The sequence below is a fragment of the Fictibacillus sp. 23RED33 genome (genome assembly GCF_015903925.1).
GTDB classification, from domain to species: domain Bacteria; phylum Bacillota; class Bacilli; order Bacillales; family Fictibacillaceae; genus Fictibacillus; species Fictibacillus phosphorivorans.
Window position 1 is genome coordinate 1,622,133 of record NZ_JACZDX010000001.1, and the last position, 14,769, is coordinate 1,636,901.

The 14,769-nt window shown below is 35.7% G+C and carries 16 protein-coding genes; 4 read left to right on the top strand and 12 right to left on the bottom strand.

Annotated elements, in window-relative coordinates; translation table 11 throughout:
• Positions 1–105: 105 nt before the first annotated feature.
• From IHV09_RS08355 to IHV09_RS08365, 3 genes are all read left to right on the top strand, one after another.
• Positions 106–954: an ABC transporter ATP-binding protein gene (locus IHV09_RS08355; protein WP_197191709.1), complete on the top strand. Its 849-nt coding sequence runs from the start codon at positions 106–108 to the stop codon at positions 952–954.
• Positions 954–1,646 carry an ABC transporter permease gene (locus IHV09_RS08360; protein WP_197191708.1) on the top strand — a complete coding sequence of 231 codons (693 nt, stop codon included), beginning with the start codon at positions 954–956 and terminating at the stop codon, positions 1,644–1,646. Before IHV09_RS08355 ends, IHV09_RS08360 begins: the two co-directional genes overlap by 1 nt.
• Before the next feature lie 302 nt (positions 1,647–1,948).
• Positions 1,949–2,146, top strand: a complete 198-nt coding sequence (locus tag IHV09_RS08365) for a DUF6440 family protein (protein WP_197264095.1) — start codon at positions 1,949–1,951, stop codon at positions 2,144–2,146.
• 388 nt (positions 2,147–2,534) lie between these two features.
• On the opposite strand, the gene IHV09_RS08370 is transcribed toward IHV09_RS08365, so the two are convergent.
• The 12 genes from IHV09_RS08370 to IHV09_RS08425 form a co-directional block, all read right to left on the bottom strand.
• Positions 2,535–3,359 (bottom strand): MBL fold metallo-hydrolase, encoded by an 825-nt coding sequence (locus IHV09_RS08370; RefSeq protein ID WP_197264096.1) that lies wholly within the window; start codon positions 3,357–3,359, stop codon positions 2,535–2,537.
• A gap of 150 nt (positions 3,360–3,509) precedes the next feature.
• The gene (locus tag IHV09_RS08375; RefSeq protein WP_197264097.1) at positions 3,510–3,965 is read right to left on the bottom strand and encodes a DUF3278 domain-containing protein; all 456 of its coding nucleotides are present in this window, start codon (positions 3,963–3,965) and stop codon (positions 3,510–3,512) included.
• Complete coding sequence (locus tag IHV09_RS08380) at positions 3,962–4,162, bottom strand: helix-turn-helix transcriptional regulator (protein WP_197130146.1); 201 nt, start codon at positions 4,160–4,162, stop codon at positions 3,962–3,964. Before IHV09_RS08380 ends, IHV09_RS08375 begins: the two co-directional genes overlap by 4 nt.
• 329 nt (positions 4,163–4,491) lie before the next feature.
• Positions 4,492–4,908: an NAD(+)--rifampin ADP-ribosyltransferase gene (gene arr, locus IHV09_RS08385; protein ID WP_197191704.1), complete on the bottom strand. Its 417-nt coding sequence runs from the start codon at positions 4,906–4,908 to the stop codon at positions 4,492–4,494.
• A gap of 231 nt (positions 4,909–5,139) precedes the next feature.
• Complete coding sequence (locus IHV09_RS08390) at positions 5,140–5,289, bottom strand: hypothetical protein (RefSeq protein ID WP_186320498.1); 150 nt, start codon at positions 5,287–5,289, stop codon at positions 5,140–5,142.
• Between the two features lie 141 nt (positions 5,290–5,430).
• Positions 5,431–5,805 carry a YciI family protein gene (locus IHV09_RS08395; protein WP_197264098.1) on the bottom strand — a complete coding sequence of 125 codons (375 nt, stop codon included), beginning with the start codon at positions 5,803–5,805 and terminating at the stop codon, positions 5,431–5,433.
• 444 nt (positions 5,806–6,249) lie between these two features.
• The gene (locus IHV09_RS08400; RefSeq protein ID WP_197191702.1) at positions 6,250–6,879 is read right to left on the bottom strand and encodes a type 1 glutamine amidotransferase family protein; all 630 of its coding nucleotides are present in this window, start codon (positions 6,877–6,879) and stop codon (positions 6,250–6,252) included.
• A gap of 77 nt (positions 6,880–6,956) precedes the next feature.
• Positions 6,957–7,919, bottom strand: a complete 963-nt coding sequence (locus IHV09_RS08405; protein ID WP_197264099.1) for a helix-turn-helix transcriptional regulator — start codon at positions 7,917–7,919, stop codon at positions 6,957–6,959.
• 213 nt (positions 7,920–8,132) lie between these two features.
• Positions 8,133–8,927, bottom strand: coding sequence for an SDR family NAD(P)-dependent oxidoreductase (locus IHV09_RS08410; protein ID WP_197191700.1), 795 nt, complete (start codon positions 8,925–8,927; stop codon positions 8,133–8,135).
• A 45-nt stretch (positions 8,928–8,972) separates the two neighbouring features.
• The gene (locus IHV09_RS08415) at positions 8,973–9,998 is read right to left on the bottom strand and encodes an AraC family transcriptional regulator (protein ID WP_197264100.1); all 1,026 of its coding nucleotides are present in this window, start codon (positions 9,996–9,998) and stop codon (positions 8,973–8,975) included.
• 318 nt (positions 9,999–10,316) lie between these two features.
• The gene (locus tag IHV09_RS08420) at positions 10,317–11,309 is read right to left on the bottom strand and encodes a Gfo/Idh/MocA family protein (protein WP_197264101.1); all 993 of its coding nucleotides are present in this window, start codon (positions 11,307–11,309) and stop codon (positions 10,317–10,319) included.
• Between the two features lie 165 nt (positions 11,310–11,474).
• On the bottom strand, positions 11,475–11,918 hold the full coding sequence (locus IHV09_RS08425; protein ID WP_197131141.1) for a GNAT family N-acetyltransferase: 444 nt from the start codon (positions 11,916–11,918) through the stop codon (positions 11,475–11,477).
• A gap of 1,710 nt (positions 11,919–13,628) precedes the next feature.
• On the opposite strand from IHV09_RS08425, the gene IHV09_RS08430 reads away from it, so the two are divergent.
• A complete protein-coding gene (locus tag IHV09_RS08430) occupies positions 13,629–14,678 on the top strand; it encodes a hypothetical protein (protein WP_197264102.1) in 1,050 nt (349 codons plus the stop codon).
• Positions 14,679–14,769 lie beyond the last annotated feature (91 nt).

The window sequence follows — 14,769 nt, forward strand, 5'->3', positions numbered from 1 at the left end:
TATAAGTACAGTTCAATCTCCTTTTCGTACATTTCAGCCTGATATGACTGCATTCAGTAATTCACTCCTTTACGATAAAGGAAATCGTCGAAAGGAGTGTTTTAGTTGGAACATGTCATTGAAGTAAAAGGAATGCAGAAAATTTTTGGCGCACATACCGCCATTAAAAATGTGAGTTTTAATGTGAAGCAGGGGGAGATTTTCGGATTTCTTGGTCCAAGTGGATCCGGTAAAACAACGACTGTTAAGGTATTAACCGGAGAGCTGAAACAAACTGTGGGTGATGTTAAAGTACTTGGTATTGATTCAGCAAATTTCGGAACGTCAGAGTTCAAATCCCAGATCGGAATATTATCAGATAACAGCTCGTTATATGAGCGACTGACGATCTATGATAATCTGAAATTATTTTGTAAATTATATCGTGCACCACTGAAGCAAATCGATGTGGTACTGCGAGAAGTTAATTTGCATGATGAACGATCCAAAACAGTATCGATGTTGTCAAAAGGAATGAAGCAGCGTGTACTGCTGGCCAAAGCGCTTATTCACAATCCTAAACTGGTATTTCTAGATGAACCAACATCTGCTCTGGATCCTGGAAATATGGCACATATTCACCGTGGACTTCAAAAGCTGAATGAAGCAGGTACAACCATTTTCTTGACTACTCATAATATGGAGGAAGCGACTGAGTTATGTGACCGGGTTGCGTTTTTGCATAATGGAGAACTGCAGGAATTAGACAGCCCGAATTCACTCCGCTATAAATATTCCACGCACGCATTTCATGTGGAAACCTTTAAAGGCAATCGGTTGGTCATCAGTAATCAACCGGATAAGGCAGAGCAAATCAGGGAACTGATCTCAAATGGAGAAGTTAAAACCATGCATACGGATAATCCGACACTTGGTCAGATCTTTCTAAAAGTTACTGGAAAGGAGTTAGAATAATGAGTGTTCAACGAATACTTGCAATTTTTGAAAAAGACATAAAAGATTTCCCAAAAAATATGGCGCTGTTGATGTTGCCAGTAAGTAATGCGTTACTCGCATTAATTTACTCCCTAACTTTTGACGGAGAACTTCCGATTAAACTTCTATATGTAATTATTGGGGCAACTTTATCAATGGTTACTTCAGGCATCATGATGAGCATGATAGCCGAAGAAAATGAGAAGAACACAATGAGAGGTTTGATACAATCTCCTGCTTCGCTATTAGATATCATTATTGGGAAAAGTCTTGTTACAGGGATCATCACAGTTATTTCCCTAATGGTTTCACTAATAATCGTGGGCATTGAACCGTTTTTGAACTTCAGGGCGATCATTGGACTAATCTTGTTGTTCCTATTCTTTCTTTTGTTAGGTATCGGTATTGGACTATTTTCAAAATCGCTTGCTGCCACATCCGGTTATCTGATGCCAGTCATGTTCCTGTTTGGTTTCACGCCAATGATTGCTACATTTCAGTTTGCGGAAGACAGTATGATAGTTAGAGTCACTAATACGTTTCCCATCATGCAAGCAATCGAATTGTACCAAAAAAGCTTTTGGCTACCATTATGTATAATCGCTATATGGATAATCGGAGCAGCATTGTTTACGTATGTTAGTTTTCGAAAAGTCATGACTGATGACTAATCGGGTAAGTTTGGCTGGTTATCGTTATTCATACATTTAAGTTCAGATCAGTACAATTCAGCTCCAAATATGTACATTAGAGCTTGTTATGACTGAATTAATGATTAATCCATTGTAAGGTTGGTACAACTCAATTTAATGGAGGTGTTCTGAAAAAAGTATTTATGAACAATTAGGAGTTGTAAAAGGTAACAGTGGGTATATGAAGTATTAACGGTCTAAACGAATTTGACTGCTATTGCTAGTTTACTGAACGCACGTGACAGGTGAGTATCGGATAATTAATTCAGGGAGTGATAATCATGTTCGGAAAAAAAAATGACAATGAAAAAAGGTTTGTTGAAAAATCCGTGCAACATTATCAGTACGGAATGATCTTAGTACTCGTCGATACAGCAACAAATGTCCATTACCTGCATACCTGGTCTACACAGGGAACTTCCCTTACACCATTATTAGACGAAAATGGTGATGTGGTTATAGAAAAGGATTCCAATTAATGTTTTCACCGTGAGATCACAGAGACCTGGGCAAAACTCGGCATAAAATGTCCCCTAACCATAAAATGTTACGCTACCTAACGAAAACACTAATATTGTAAGCTTAAACGTCTAACAAATTGTACAACGACCTGTTAGACGTTTTTGAACCAATTTATTAATAAACTGAAAGAAATAAAGAATAATTTAATGCAAAAAAATTACATTCAAAGCAAAATTTTTATCAGCCTGAGCTTCCAAAGTCTATTCATTTTAACATTTTCCACCTTTTTTCCTAGCGGATGACTTGCCTAGTAGAATTATTTGATTCAATTTATAACAAATTTGGAAACCTATCTTTTTGTTAGCCAGGCATCGTTCAACTTACTGAGAACGGTATTGTAAAAAATTAAGTTTGGAACAACACCCCATTCAGCGCATCAACGTACCTTTTCGCTGATCGTTGAACGGACTCTGCAGCATCTTCTTTGATCACTCGGTTAAAAGCATCATAGATACGATTAAAGTTTAGTTCTTCCATCCGCTGAGCGATCCTCTCAACCGTAGCACCTGGTAAAGGAATAAAGTTAGGATAACTATACATAAAACTGACCCAATCCCGGTCCGCTACAATACGTACAATATCACCACAAAGAAGAACACCTTGTTGCTGGTTCCCTTCTTTCCATTCAAGGATGGTGCCCCCCTTAAAATGACCACCAATTCTCTGAAGAACGATTCCTTCACTTAGTTCGAGTGTGTCACCTGACCAGTACACGATTCTTTCACTCGACCTCGTTACCCACTTCTTATCATCTTCGTGTATATAAAGTGCAGCATTAAAGGTTTCAGCCCATTCCACTTGAGTGGAATAATAATGAGGATGTGATAAAGCTATCGCATCAATTCCACCGAGCTGCTGAATCGCTTCAATCGTACCTTCATCTATGTAAGTCACACAATCCCATAACACGTTATACCCCTTGCCCTTTACGAGGTATGCCGTCTGGCCGATTCCAAAGCTCGGGCTCGTCTGAACACGATACAGATTCTCTTCTTCAACACTAACTTCTGTTTTATAGTTGCCGCTTTCCATCATCGCTTCTAATGTTGTCCACGATTGCCCTTTTGAGCTCACATACTGTCTTTCTTCCTTACAGATGGAACATGACGATGGTTCATGTAATGTTGCTTCATTTTGAACCCCACACGTCTTACAAATATAGTTATGCACGATATTTCCCCCTTCTATCTCTCTAACTCAAATTATAATAACTGAAGGAAATAATTAGAAATTTTATGCTTGTAAATAGGATCACAACAAAAAAACCTTACGAAAACATGATCTCGTAAGGTTAAAAAATCGTAATCATTCAAAAGTAATTTATAGTAGTTCCTTATTCTTCTGATAAGATCGCTTTAATGATATATATGTAGATAAAAACTTTACTACACTAACACTTACTAACAACCCCGATATTTCTAGCCATTTGTTCAGACTCGTAGGTACACCAATAAATAATAGATAGATTGTTAAAAAGATAGCAATAAAACCAACCGTTTTCATGATTGTAGCTTTTAACTCTTTTTTGTAGGCTCTCTCTGTTGAAATATCTGTGTATTCAATGCCAGATAAGATATATCTCCCCGACACATAAAAAAGAAAGATACCCATAGCTACCAGTAAGATTGTTTGTGCATCTAAATGGAAAGACTTGTTGCCGATAAGCATAACAAATAGGGAAAGAAAAAGAAGGATTGCACCCTCAGAGAAAAAATATAACATCTTTCTTTCTTTGTATTCATCATCCGGTAGTAAAAAAGACATCCAAGATTTCATTTCGCATCAACCTCCCAAAATAATTCATCCAACGTTTTCTGCAGTTCTTTAGCTATTGCAATACACAACTGAAGACTGGGATTAAACTCGCCCTTTTCTATAAGACCGATCGTTTGTCTAGTCACACCAACTTTTTTCGCTAATTGTTCCTGAGTGATGGCAGCATTCATTCTAGTTATTTTAACGTTATTCTTCATTTCTCACCCCAGTTGGATGTTAAATATAGTTTACATATGCAATTTATATATTACATACGATATAAGAAAAAGTCAAATTTTTCATAAATTTAACAAATTAATTTAATAAAACGTATCCTTGAAACCAGCTATACTGCGAACGTCTTCTATAACATTAAATTCTTAAAAAATATTTCTTTCCTACGGATTTGATGAATATTAAACCCTTGAACACAAACATCCTCACCTTATCAGTGAGGATGCCAGAACGTAGAACAAACCGCTTTACAATTTTAGTTATAATGGGATTTGTCTACATATTGAATTTAGTTAATAAGTTTGAAAAGTGGTTAATCATATATAACATTCTTACCTTGTTCAGTTAAAGTCTTCAAGTGTGTAAGCATATGATTGATTTCTTGCTCTGAATGTCTTTCCCATGATTTTAATTCAGCTATGATTCTTAAAGGCGATTTAGATCTGTAGGATCTTGTTGGGTTACCGGGAAATCTTTTATCGGTCACGTTCGGGTCATTTTCAAATTCACCTAGTGGTTCTACGATATAGATTCTCTCTTTCGCTTGAGATTTTGCTAATTCAGCTCCCCATTTAGCAGCATCTAATGTAGCGGTAAAATAAATATAGTTAGATTTTTTGTCTTGGTAATTTGATTGGTATAGCGGTTCTAATAAGTCTCCAATCTTCAGCTCTGCTTTTGTTCCATGAAAGAAAGGACCTTTATCTAAGACTTCTTTTTTATCATTCATCCATAGACACCTCTAACTTTTTTATGATTTGTTTAGAACAGTATATAAGCAAAATGCAAGAAAGAGTAGTCTATAATTTTTTTAGCATTCGGAGTATAATTAAAGTAGAAAGAGTGATATAGCGTTATTAAGTTTACCCTTCTTAGAGAATTCACGATTTTACAGAAGTTACTAAAAAGTACATAAAATAAAAAACATAGGAAGTATATCACTTCCTATGTTTTCATCCTATTATTTATCTGTTTGTTTTTGCTTCTTTTTCAAAAACTCCATGCGTAGTTTTTCAAGATGCTTCTTTTTATCAAACCTGGCAGGCGTCTGTTTCTCATGAAACTTTGTCACAGCTACCTGAGCTTTGTCATCCAATTGATATTTCCCCACATTGTTCACCTACTTTTATATCTTCAATTCATCTTATATACTATACCTTAGTTTGCTAAAAGAAACCTTATAATTATTTGGAAAAACAAATCAACTACGAAAGATTATTGTGTCTTCATTGAATATAAAATTCTACCCAATTCATTTATTGTTTTTAAAATAATGCACAGGACGAATTTCTATGCGCCAGCCAAACTTTTCACCTTTGCTCACTTGAGTTGTTGGATGTAAAGAAGCAAGTTGAATTGCTTCATCCATGTTTTCTGCTTCAAAAATGAAAATACTTCCTATCATTTCTTTAGTTTCTGTATATGGCCCATCTGTTACGATTATCTTGCCGTCTACACGGCGCAAGCTTTTAGACTCTGTGTCAAGACCGGCATCAAGCAAAACCTCACCGCTATTATAAAAATTCTCAATGTGTGGTTGACATTCACTCATAATGGCTTCAATCTCTGCCCTTGGACGTGCATCCATCTTTTCAGGGTTGTAATAGCCCATACATAAAAATATCATGATCCTCTCTCCTCGATTACTCAAAATTTTGTATACACTCATACGACGATCAACAATCTGTATAATCGACAAGATGTTAAATTTTTTAAAAAACCTTTAATCTCTTATTTCAATAAAAAAGAGCGCATTCCTTTAGTTAAAGAAATGCACTTGATTGCAGAGATTTTTTTATGGAGGCTTTCTTTTTATTTTGGAGCCAATATAATTCTTTCATCTTTCTGTTCAATAATGATCTGAAAGGTATTACAGATCAACTTCTGCCTTAATGCGTAAGGAATGGTAAGATATCCTTTATTGGAAATTATCTGTTTAAATTCTCTTTTGAAGACTTATCAATGACTCCTAAATAAGACGTATCTCTAGGTCTTACCGTATTTCTTTATAAAAGTTATACACTTTTACGTTTTCAAGCAGTCCTATCCTACGGTAATATTTCAAACTTAACTATTCCATTGAGTTCATTAACTGAAAAAAGTATTCAGGCTTTTGAGTCTTATTGAGCTTATACCACGATTGTAAGGTATTCGGTGTAAATACATCTAATCTATTAATCACTTCCCTCGCAAATTCAAGAGAAGCTACTCCTGATGACGTAACTAAATTCTCATCAGCAACTGCTGGTCCCTCCTCATATAATTTTTCTCCTTCATAATTTGGACAGACCATTTTCAAGTAGTCTAAGTTATTACTCGTATGCTTTCTTGTATCGAGGTAACCCCTATTCGCAAGTGCCACTGTTGCACCACAAATTGCCGCAACAATCGTACCCTGCTTTAAAGCGTCGCCTGTTTTTTCCATGATGGGTTGATGAATAACTTCTCCCCATGTATTACCCCCAGGTAAAATTAAAAGATCTTTACTCTTTAGGCTACACTCCTCTATAGATATATCTGGTTGTATACTTAGTCCACCCATCGTAGTGACCATTTCTTTATCAGCCCCTACAGTTACTACGTTTAAAGGTGCTGTATCTTTTTTAAAGTACCTCCCTGTATGTAGCTCAGCAATTAAATAACCATACTCCCAGTCTGACATTGTATTAAATACATACAGATACACTCTTCTTGTTTCCATCCCATAACACTTCCTCATCACATGTAATATAGACAATTATAAAATAACTTCCCTGACAGTTAACGTCAGGGAAGTTATCATACTTGATGAAAGTTTATTAGATCAGACAGAACCTCAATAATCCTTTTCTTAAGACTTATAGGCTCAATCACTTGAATCGAAGTACCGTATGGTAAAAGCATGTGAGGAACATATGTATGTAAAATATCTTTTTCCAGAAGAAATGTTGCTTGATTTGATGATTGACTCTGTAAATAATGTCCCAAAAACCAATGTTGGACAATATCTCCCAAGGCATTTGTACTCCCATTAATAACTAAAGTGGTGCTCTTATCTTTATCTTTAAGAGTTGGCAGTAGGCTTTTCATAAAAAAGTCAGAAGCTGAAAAATCTTCTGGCCGAATAAACTTGTCTTCGGTTTGAATGAGCCTTTCGATTCGATCTATTCTAAAACTACGGACTTCCTTCCTACGATGACAAAAGCCAATCACATACCATTTCCTATTCCAATAGATGATTCTGTATGGATCGATCAATCTATCACTTGATTGGTTCTCTTTACTGTTTTGGTAGGTAATCTTTACAGAGTACTCATCAGCTACTGAAGTCTCCAACTCCTTTAACGTAGATTCTGCAAAGAACGAAGGTAAGTGGCTGATTACTTCTAGACTCGATAAATGTTGGTTTCTTTTTGTTTCCTGTTCTTGATTTGAGTGTCTACCTAGTTTAGATACGGCTCTATTTAGTGCTTCACCTCCATAATAGCCCGCTTCACCTGCAAAAACAGCTGCGTGAAACAGTGACGTCTGCTCTTCAATATCAAAGAAAAGAGGAGCCTCTATAAATTGGTTCAATAGAGAGTATCCACCGTTATGTCCCGAATCTGAAATGATAGGTACACCACTTGTTGAAAGGGTATCAATGTATCGATACACCGTCCTAATATTGAGCTCTAACTTCTCTGAGATTTGTTTGGCAGTGACTTTTTCACCTGACCGAAGCATCCATAAAACGGCTAGCATATTGTCGATTTTAGGCATAAGAAAACTCCACTTCTTCATAAATCATATTCTATAGATCCAATCTCTAGTATAGCTCATCACAAAAGAATATTTTCTGTATTTAGTGTTCTTTTTTAATGTGATTTCTACATTTTTAAGATTACCAATATACCTTTAACAGAGCTCAATAAAGAAGAGTTTGCAGACATATAGGTGTCTGCAAACTCACAGAATTACTTTTAGTTATAGAAATTAAAAAATAGTCGGTACCATTCCCCCATCCATACGTATGGGAGCTCCTTTAAACGCGGATGCATAAGGACTGCATACAAATGTAGTTAATCTACCTATTTCAGAAGGTCTGATAAATCGCTGAATTTCAGATTGAGGTAGGTTTGTAGTCATAAATTCTCTCTCTTTTTCTGAAAAATTCATGTCTTCATTTGGGTAGATCCCTTCAATGATTTGATATACATTTTCAGAGAGCGTTGGTCCTGGCATGATTGTATTAACTGTTACTTCTGTTCCTTTTGTTAATTTAGATAAGCTTTTTGACAATGATAATAGCATTGATTTTGTTGTACAATACTGAGGCATTTGTCCTGAAGGCATCATTGCTTCTTCACTCGCAATGAAGATAATGCGGCCATAATCATTGTTCAGCATTTTAGGTAAATAAAATTTAGATAATCCATTTGCAACAAGAAAATTAGTGCGGAAATATTTTTCCCATACTTCATCGTCTACATCCTCATATTGCATGATTTCATAAATCCCCATATTATTAACCAAAATATCAATATTGGGATATTTTTCAAACAAAACTTCTCTCTGTTGAATATCCACTAAATCAGCTGTAGCATTTTGAGGAGATGTAGCTGGGAAATCTGATTTAATTTCATTTACAACTCGTTCTACTTCTTCATAGTTTCGTCCATTAATTAGTACATGAACACCTTCTCTAGCAAGTTCAATGGCAATTGCTTTACCTATCCCTTTCGTCGACCCGGTAACTAATGCTGTTTTATTGTGTAATTTCATATCCACAATTCATTTCTCCCCTGTATTTAATTAGTGTGAAAAATATTATTCTTAAAGATAGTGCCTATTTAACGAGTGTTTACCTAGATGTTCATTACGCCAATTTGAAGGAGTATCGCCTTCCCAAAGGCGAAAGGCACGGTAGAACGAGTTCTGGTCTTCATATCCAATCAGGAATGCCACTTCTTTAATATCGAGGGAGGGGTCTGCCAAGTACTCTCGTGCCTGCTCATGTCGCACTTGTGTCAAAAGATGCTTGAAGTTCGTCCCTTCGTCAGTAAGCCTACGCTGTAAGGTACGATCGCTCATCCCCAACTCGCTAGCGACAGTCTGAATGTCAGGGCGCCCCCCTGTTAAGCTCCGTTTCGTAATCCACTTAACCATCTCGGTGATTGAGCGACTGCGTTGCTGCTCGTTTAACGATTGGTCTAGTATGGGAGTGAGAATCTCCAGTAACTCCGCGTTGTACGAAACAAACGGACGATCCAGATCTCCTCTATATAATGTCAACCTGTTATAATTTGCACCGATCTGAATACGGCAGCCAAAGTAATCTTCAAGTACCTGTACATCGCCCATAGCGTGTGAAAATTCGACGAACCTCGGCGTTAATGGTTTACCAGTGCCACGGCGTCCTAGCTCCAGAAGAAATGCTAGCGTAATCCCAACCAGCAGGGGCGGACCAGGTTGATCGATATCCAACCAATCCAGTTCGATTGTACAGTTCTCACCTTCCTCGATGATACGTAAACTTTCAGGGGGGCAAAGTTGTTTGTACCGGGCCATTCGCTTTAGAGCGTCACGGTAGTCACGAGCGTGGTAAGTAGCTAAAACGCTAGGTGGGTAATGAGCTGTTTCAAAACCGCTCGTAAGCTCGATAATTCCTTTTGCATTGTCATCAATGAGATCGGAATAAGCTTGCCAGATCGCCAAATATTGGGCGGTGGTGACATCTGGTTCAGTAATAATGGTGAGCGGAAGCCGTGCTTTTCTAACCACATCGTGGGAGGCAATCCCCAATTGATTAAATCCTGTCCAAAATCCTGCCGGGATTTTTATTCGAGAATGAGACGTCATACATATAGGTCCTCCCTGTTACTATTTACACAATCACTATTATTGGATATGACTAGCAGTACAGTTTATACATTACCTATCCAATGTCACTCTGTAACTAGCAAAGAACGACATTTTACTTGCTGATTACGTCGAATAAGTAGTGTTAGTATTATGTAGGATAACTTCCGTAGTATAGGCTCATAAAAACACCACACCCATTAGAGTTTTTGTTATTAACCTTTTCAACAAATAGTAAATTCTTAAAATCTTAAATGATAAATGTTGGACCTTTAAAGCCTCCAACCCTTTCTTCTGACTCATTGACTTTCTTTCAACCTAAACCAATTCAGCTAGGATATGATCACAGAGTAGCATCGTACGAACATTATCACGTCCACTCGAACATGCTTCTCTATCATTTATACAACTCTCTATAAAATGAGACATTTCTCCAACAAAACCACGCAAATAAAGATCCCTGTAACCTCCAGACATAGGAGATGCAGAAGGCGCAAATACGGTATCATTCTCTGCAAGTGATTTCCAAGGTAGTTGGTCAAAGGTCTGAGATTTATGTACAGTAAGTGTATGAACTTCATCTGCAATCGCAAATCCGTTATCGAATGTTACTGTCACATTTTCGCTTTCCCTTGACCAAGCTGTCATTCCTGTAAAATAAAGGCTACCCACGACTCCATTTTCAAATTTTAATGAAATACTCTGAGAGATAAATTCACTGTTACTGTTTTTAAAACCGGATATATGAACAACTTCACCAAACAAAAAGCGGACTAGATCAACTATATGTATAGCAGCGAGCTTCATAAACTGCTCATCGTCTTTACAAAAAGGGGTGCTGTCTACAGTAAATCTCGCTTGAAAAGAGCGAGCTTGTCCAAGGGTAGCACTATTGATTAATTCTTTTAACTTCTTATAACAGGGCGCATAGCGTTTCATAAATCCTACCATTAATATGACCCCTGCTTCCTCAGCAGCATTCGCGATTTCCTCAGCTTCATCAGCATTCATGCCAAGAGGTTTATCTACATAAACATTTTTTCCCGCTCTAATACAGTCCATGACTAAAGAGAAATGATCTTCAGGTTGAGCAACTACTACAACGCCATCACACTCTTCAGAATTGAGCATAACTTTATAATCATCATACGGTGTTCCATTGCTTCCGAAGCGTCGAAGTGCATCTTTCGAACGATTAAGATTTCTTGTAGAAATGGCTTGAATTTCCGCTCCAGCTTCAATAGCAGATGGATAAATATTTGTAGATGCATGGAACCCCGCACCTATAAAACAAAGGTTAGCTTTCTTCACTTTTCTTACTCCTCTTTATTCAAATTTATATGAAATTTAATCTTACCAAAATAGGCTTATTCAGCACATAGTAGGGTATGATCATGTAAATTTAACACCTGTCCAATGAATTAAAAAACCACAAAACCTTACCCGTTTGTGAAGTAAACAGATATCGTAAACAAATTATAAATCCTTTTTTATAACGATTCTATTCTCATTTATGGTGTAGTTATTTTTGAGATAAAACGCTTCTGCAAGTCCTCCATTAGCTGTTAATAAATAAAGGCTTGAAATGTCTCTTTTCTTTAATTCATCTTCTAAATACAGAAGAAGTTTCGAACCGTAACCTTTGCCTTGGATCTGATTACTAATACAAAATTCAGCTAAATAAAAAGTGAATCCTGCATACGATTGTTTACTATTTCCGGCAATGAATCCTATTAAAGCATCGTTTTCATATAACAAATAGCCAAGACATTTAGGTGTATGCATTAAATCCGTTAGTCTTTCTTTAGCATCTCGATCTGTCCAGGTCTCATTCCATGGTTCTTTGTTAAAAACATTAATATATAATTCAACACATTGTTCTATTCTATCAAATGTCATTGGTACAATTGTTTCAGTCATCATAATCTCTCCCATTGACGATATGTACATTTTATAACCTAATCAGAAATCCTTTTTGTTCTCTTGAATCTATTTCAAATGCACCCATTAATACAAAAAGCTCCCTATAATATAGTAAACATAAGTTAAATAACTAATTATGACTAAGGAAATGGAGCTGAGATTTATTAAACTTGAATACCCCATATTTTTAAAAATACGGTAAAGTAAATAGAATGAACATAGAATAATAAATTGTAAAATCAATGTTATATAAATATAAGTATGTAAAGACTCTCCAATCCCAATAAAAATCCCTCTACCCACTAAAAAAATGCCTGATAATCCAATTATCCCAACCATATTATTTAGAGTACTTCTTTTAAATTCTACTATTTGAGCTGGGATCAATGCTATTCATAACACCATGAAACTTATCAAAATATGAAGTATGAAAACTAACAACATTATATCCCCTGTCTTCTTCCAAACATCATCTTACGTCCTAATTGTTTATCTAACATATCTTGTTTTTTCAGCAACTTTGTACTATCGATATCTTTTATCCCCAACATTATCGTTATTTATTAAACCAATGATGGCAAGATAAACTGTTTTAAAAATTATCCCTATTAAAAAACCATGAAGTAGTATATACATCAATAAACTGAGATTCGTGTAATCCCCCCCACTTTTCAACAAAAACTCTAAACAATAGGATACATAACTACCAAAGATTAAGATATTCATACCGGCATATAAAAATATAATAAAAGAAACTATAATTTTGGACCTAGTGTCTCCCCTCGAAAAAAGGAACTATCAATAAAATGATACTGACAAATAGAGTGGCACAAAATGTTGCTACTCTCTTATTTCTCCAAGTACATTCTTCATTTTAAATCTCCTTAAATTGTTCATTCCTATTTTAACGTTTATTACCTATTTTTGTTGTACGTTTTCAAAAAACAAAAAGCCACCAATTTTGGCAGCCGATCTTAGATTATAGCTCTCGTTAGTGGAATAATGGCTGTTTAGAATAAAGTTAAAAAAGAGAATAGAAATATCAACAAAACATACTTATAAGCCATAATTGACGATTTCTTCTTTTTTGTATCATTTCTGATATCTGCCGTTAAAAAAGAAAGTAGTACAATTATTAAAGTATATGTAATTGCTTCTTTAATTGATGTTAGCCCAGTAAATAGTGATATAAAAAAAACAATAATTATCAATACCATTAACAATATAGTAATATATTCGGTCCTAAACCTTGTGACCTTTCGCATATTATTCAACCTCCTGAACTTAACGAACATTTTGTCTTGCTTATTCCACAATGTTCAATAAGTTCCATAATAAAGGCGTTAATCCTTCCTGGATCAACGCACCAGATTGTTGTATATATATTAATCCCACCAAACAGAAATTTTTTTACATCCTCCAATTCACTCTACTCAAGAAATAAGGGGCGGCTTTCCTTTTGCAAATACTATAGAGAGTTATAAAGTAACTCTAAGAGAAAGAGGTATTGCTAAGTTTATTCATAAAGGTTCTCTTTAATCTTTATATCCTCATTTTCTCACCTGTTCAAATTCCATAAAAATAGCATTTCTCCTTCTTGAAGAAGGATTAGCCAAGATTCGGATGTATCCAGCAACAGGTCAGGATATAATGAGAAGTGGATGAGAATAGTATACGAAAAAAAGGATCAAAGTTAGAGGTGTCCAAATGAAATCGGAATGGATTCATCATTTAAAAGAAAACATGTTAGCACCAGAAAAGTACTTAAATTGTAAATGTAAGGAATATCCTATCGTTCTATTAGCAGAAAGGCATGCGGTGAAACAGAATCTAGATTTTGTTAATAAAATGATTCCTGAATTGTACCGTTGTGGCGTTTATCATTTAGGAATGGAATTTGGTGCAAGTGAAGACCAAGATGCTTTAGATGAACTGATAACGGGTGAAAGATTTGATGAAGAAATAGCAAGACGGCTGATTTTCAATTATAACGTGAAATGGCCATATAAAGAATATTGGGATTTGTATCGTGCTGCATGGGAGCTTAACTCTAAGCTTGAAAAAGGTGATCGGAAGTTTCGAATCATTAATCTAAGTTATAAGTACAATTGGAAAGATTTCTCCGGAGTTCGCACACCAGAAAGTTGTTCGAAGGTTTTTCACAAGGGAAATACAGAAAAATATCGTTTTCAGATTATTGAAGATGAAATCATTAAAAAGAACGAGCGTATCGTAATTCTAACTGGAACCGTTCATGCATTTACAAGGTATCACTACCCTCAATATGATGAAACAGCGTCTAACTTTATTCGTTTCAATGATGGCTTCTTAGGTAACTTAATTTATCAAAGTTATCCGCATGATGTTTTTTCTATTCTGTTACATCAGCGCTTCTCACATAAAGAAAGTCTAGCTGAAGACCAATCTCCAGCAAATGGGCAGATTGAAGAATTGATGGCTGAATTTGATCATACTCCAATGGGATTCGATCTATTGGGTACCTGTATTGGAGATCTGAAAGATGCTAGCTATTATTCATCGGGTTATATGAATTTTTGTTTAAAAGATCTTTTTGATGGTTACCTTTTCTTTTCCCCAATAAGCGCGTTAAAAGGTTGCACAGTAGATCCTCACTTTATTGACAATCATCGTTTTTCGGATGTACAAGCACATTATCCAGATAAAGATTGGGCAAAAGTTCCTGAAAAGGAGACGGATTATTGGGAGGAAGTAAAACGCTATGTAACAAAAGTGTAAGTAGATTCTCGGTACATTATGAAGAAGACACCCAAACGAAAACATTATAAATGAAAAAGAACAAGTGATAATATATTAAAGGGTTCCGTTT

Coding starts and splice junctions, on each gene's coding strand:
- IHV09_RS08360 (WP_197191708.1), top strand. CDS start 954: ATGAGTGTTCAACGAATACTTGCAATTTTTGAAAAAGACATAAAAGAT.
- IHV09_RS08365 (WP_197264095.1), top strand. CDS start 1,949: ATGTTCGGAAAAAAAAATGACAATGAAAAAAGGTTTGTTGAAAAATCC.
- IHV09_RS08375 (WP_197264097.1), bottom strand. CDS start 3,965: ATGAAATCTTGGATGTCTTTTTTACTACCGGATGATGAATACAAAGAA.
- IHV09_RS08380 (WP_197130146.1), bottom strand. CDS start 4,162: ATGAAGAATAACGTTAAAATAACTAGAATGAATGCTGCCATCACTCAG.
- arr (WP_197191704.1), bottom strand. CDS start 4,908: ATGAATGATAAAAAAGAAGTCTTAGATAAAGGTCCTTTCTTTCATGGA.
- IHV09_RS08395 (WP_197264098.1), bottom strand. CDS start 5,805: ATGATATTTTTATGTATGGGCTATTACAACCCTGAAAAGATGGATGCA.
- IHV09_RS08400 (WP_197191702.1), bottom strand. CDS start 6,879: ATGGAAACAAGAAGAGTGTATCTGTATGTATTTAATACAATGTCAGAC.
- IHV09_RS08405 (WP_197264099.1), bottom strand. CDS start 7,919: ATGCCTAAAATCGACAATATGCTAGCCGTTTTATGGATGCTTCGGTCA.
- IHV09_RS08415 (WP_197264100.1), bottom strand. CDS start 9,998: ATGACGTCTCATTCTCGAATAAAAATCCCGGCAGGATTTTGGACAGGA.
- IHV09_RS08425 (WP_197131141.1), bottom strand. CDS start 11,918: ATGACTGAAACAATTGTACCAATGACATTTGATAGAATAGAACAATGT.
- IHV09_RS08430 (WP_197264102.1), top strand. CDS start 13,629: ATGAAATCGGAATGGATTCATCATTTAAAAGAAAACATGTTAGCACCA.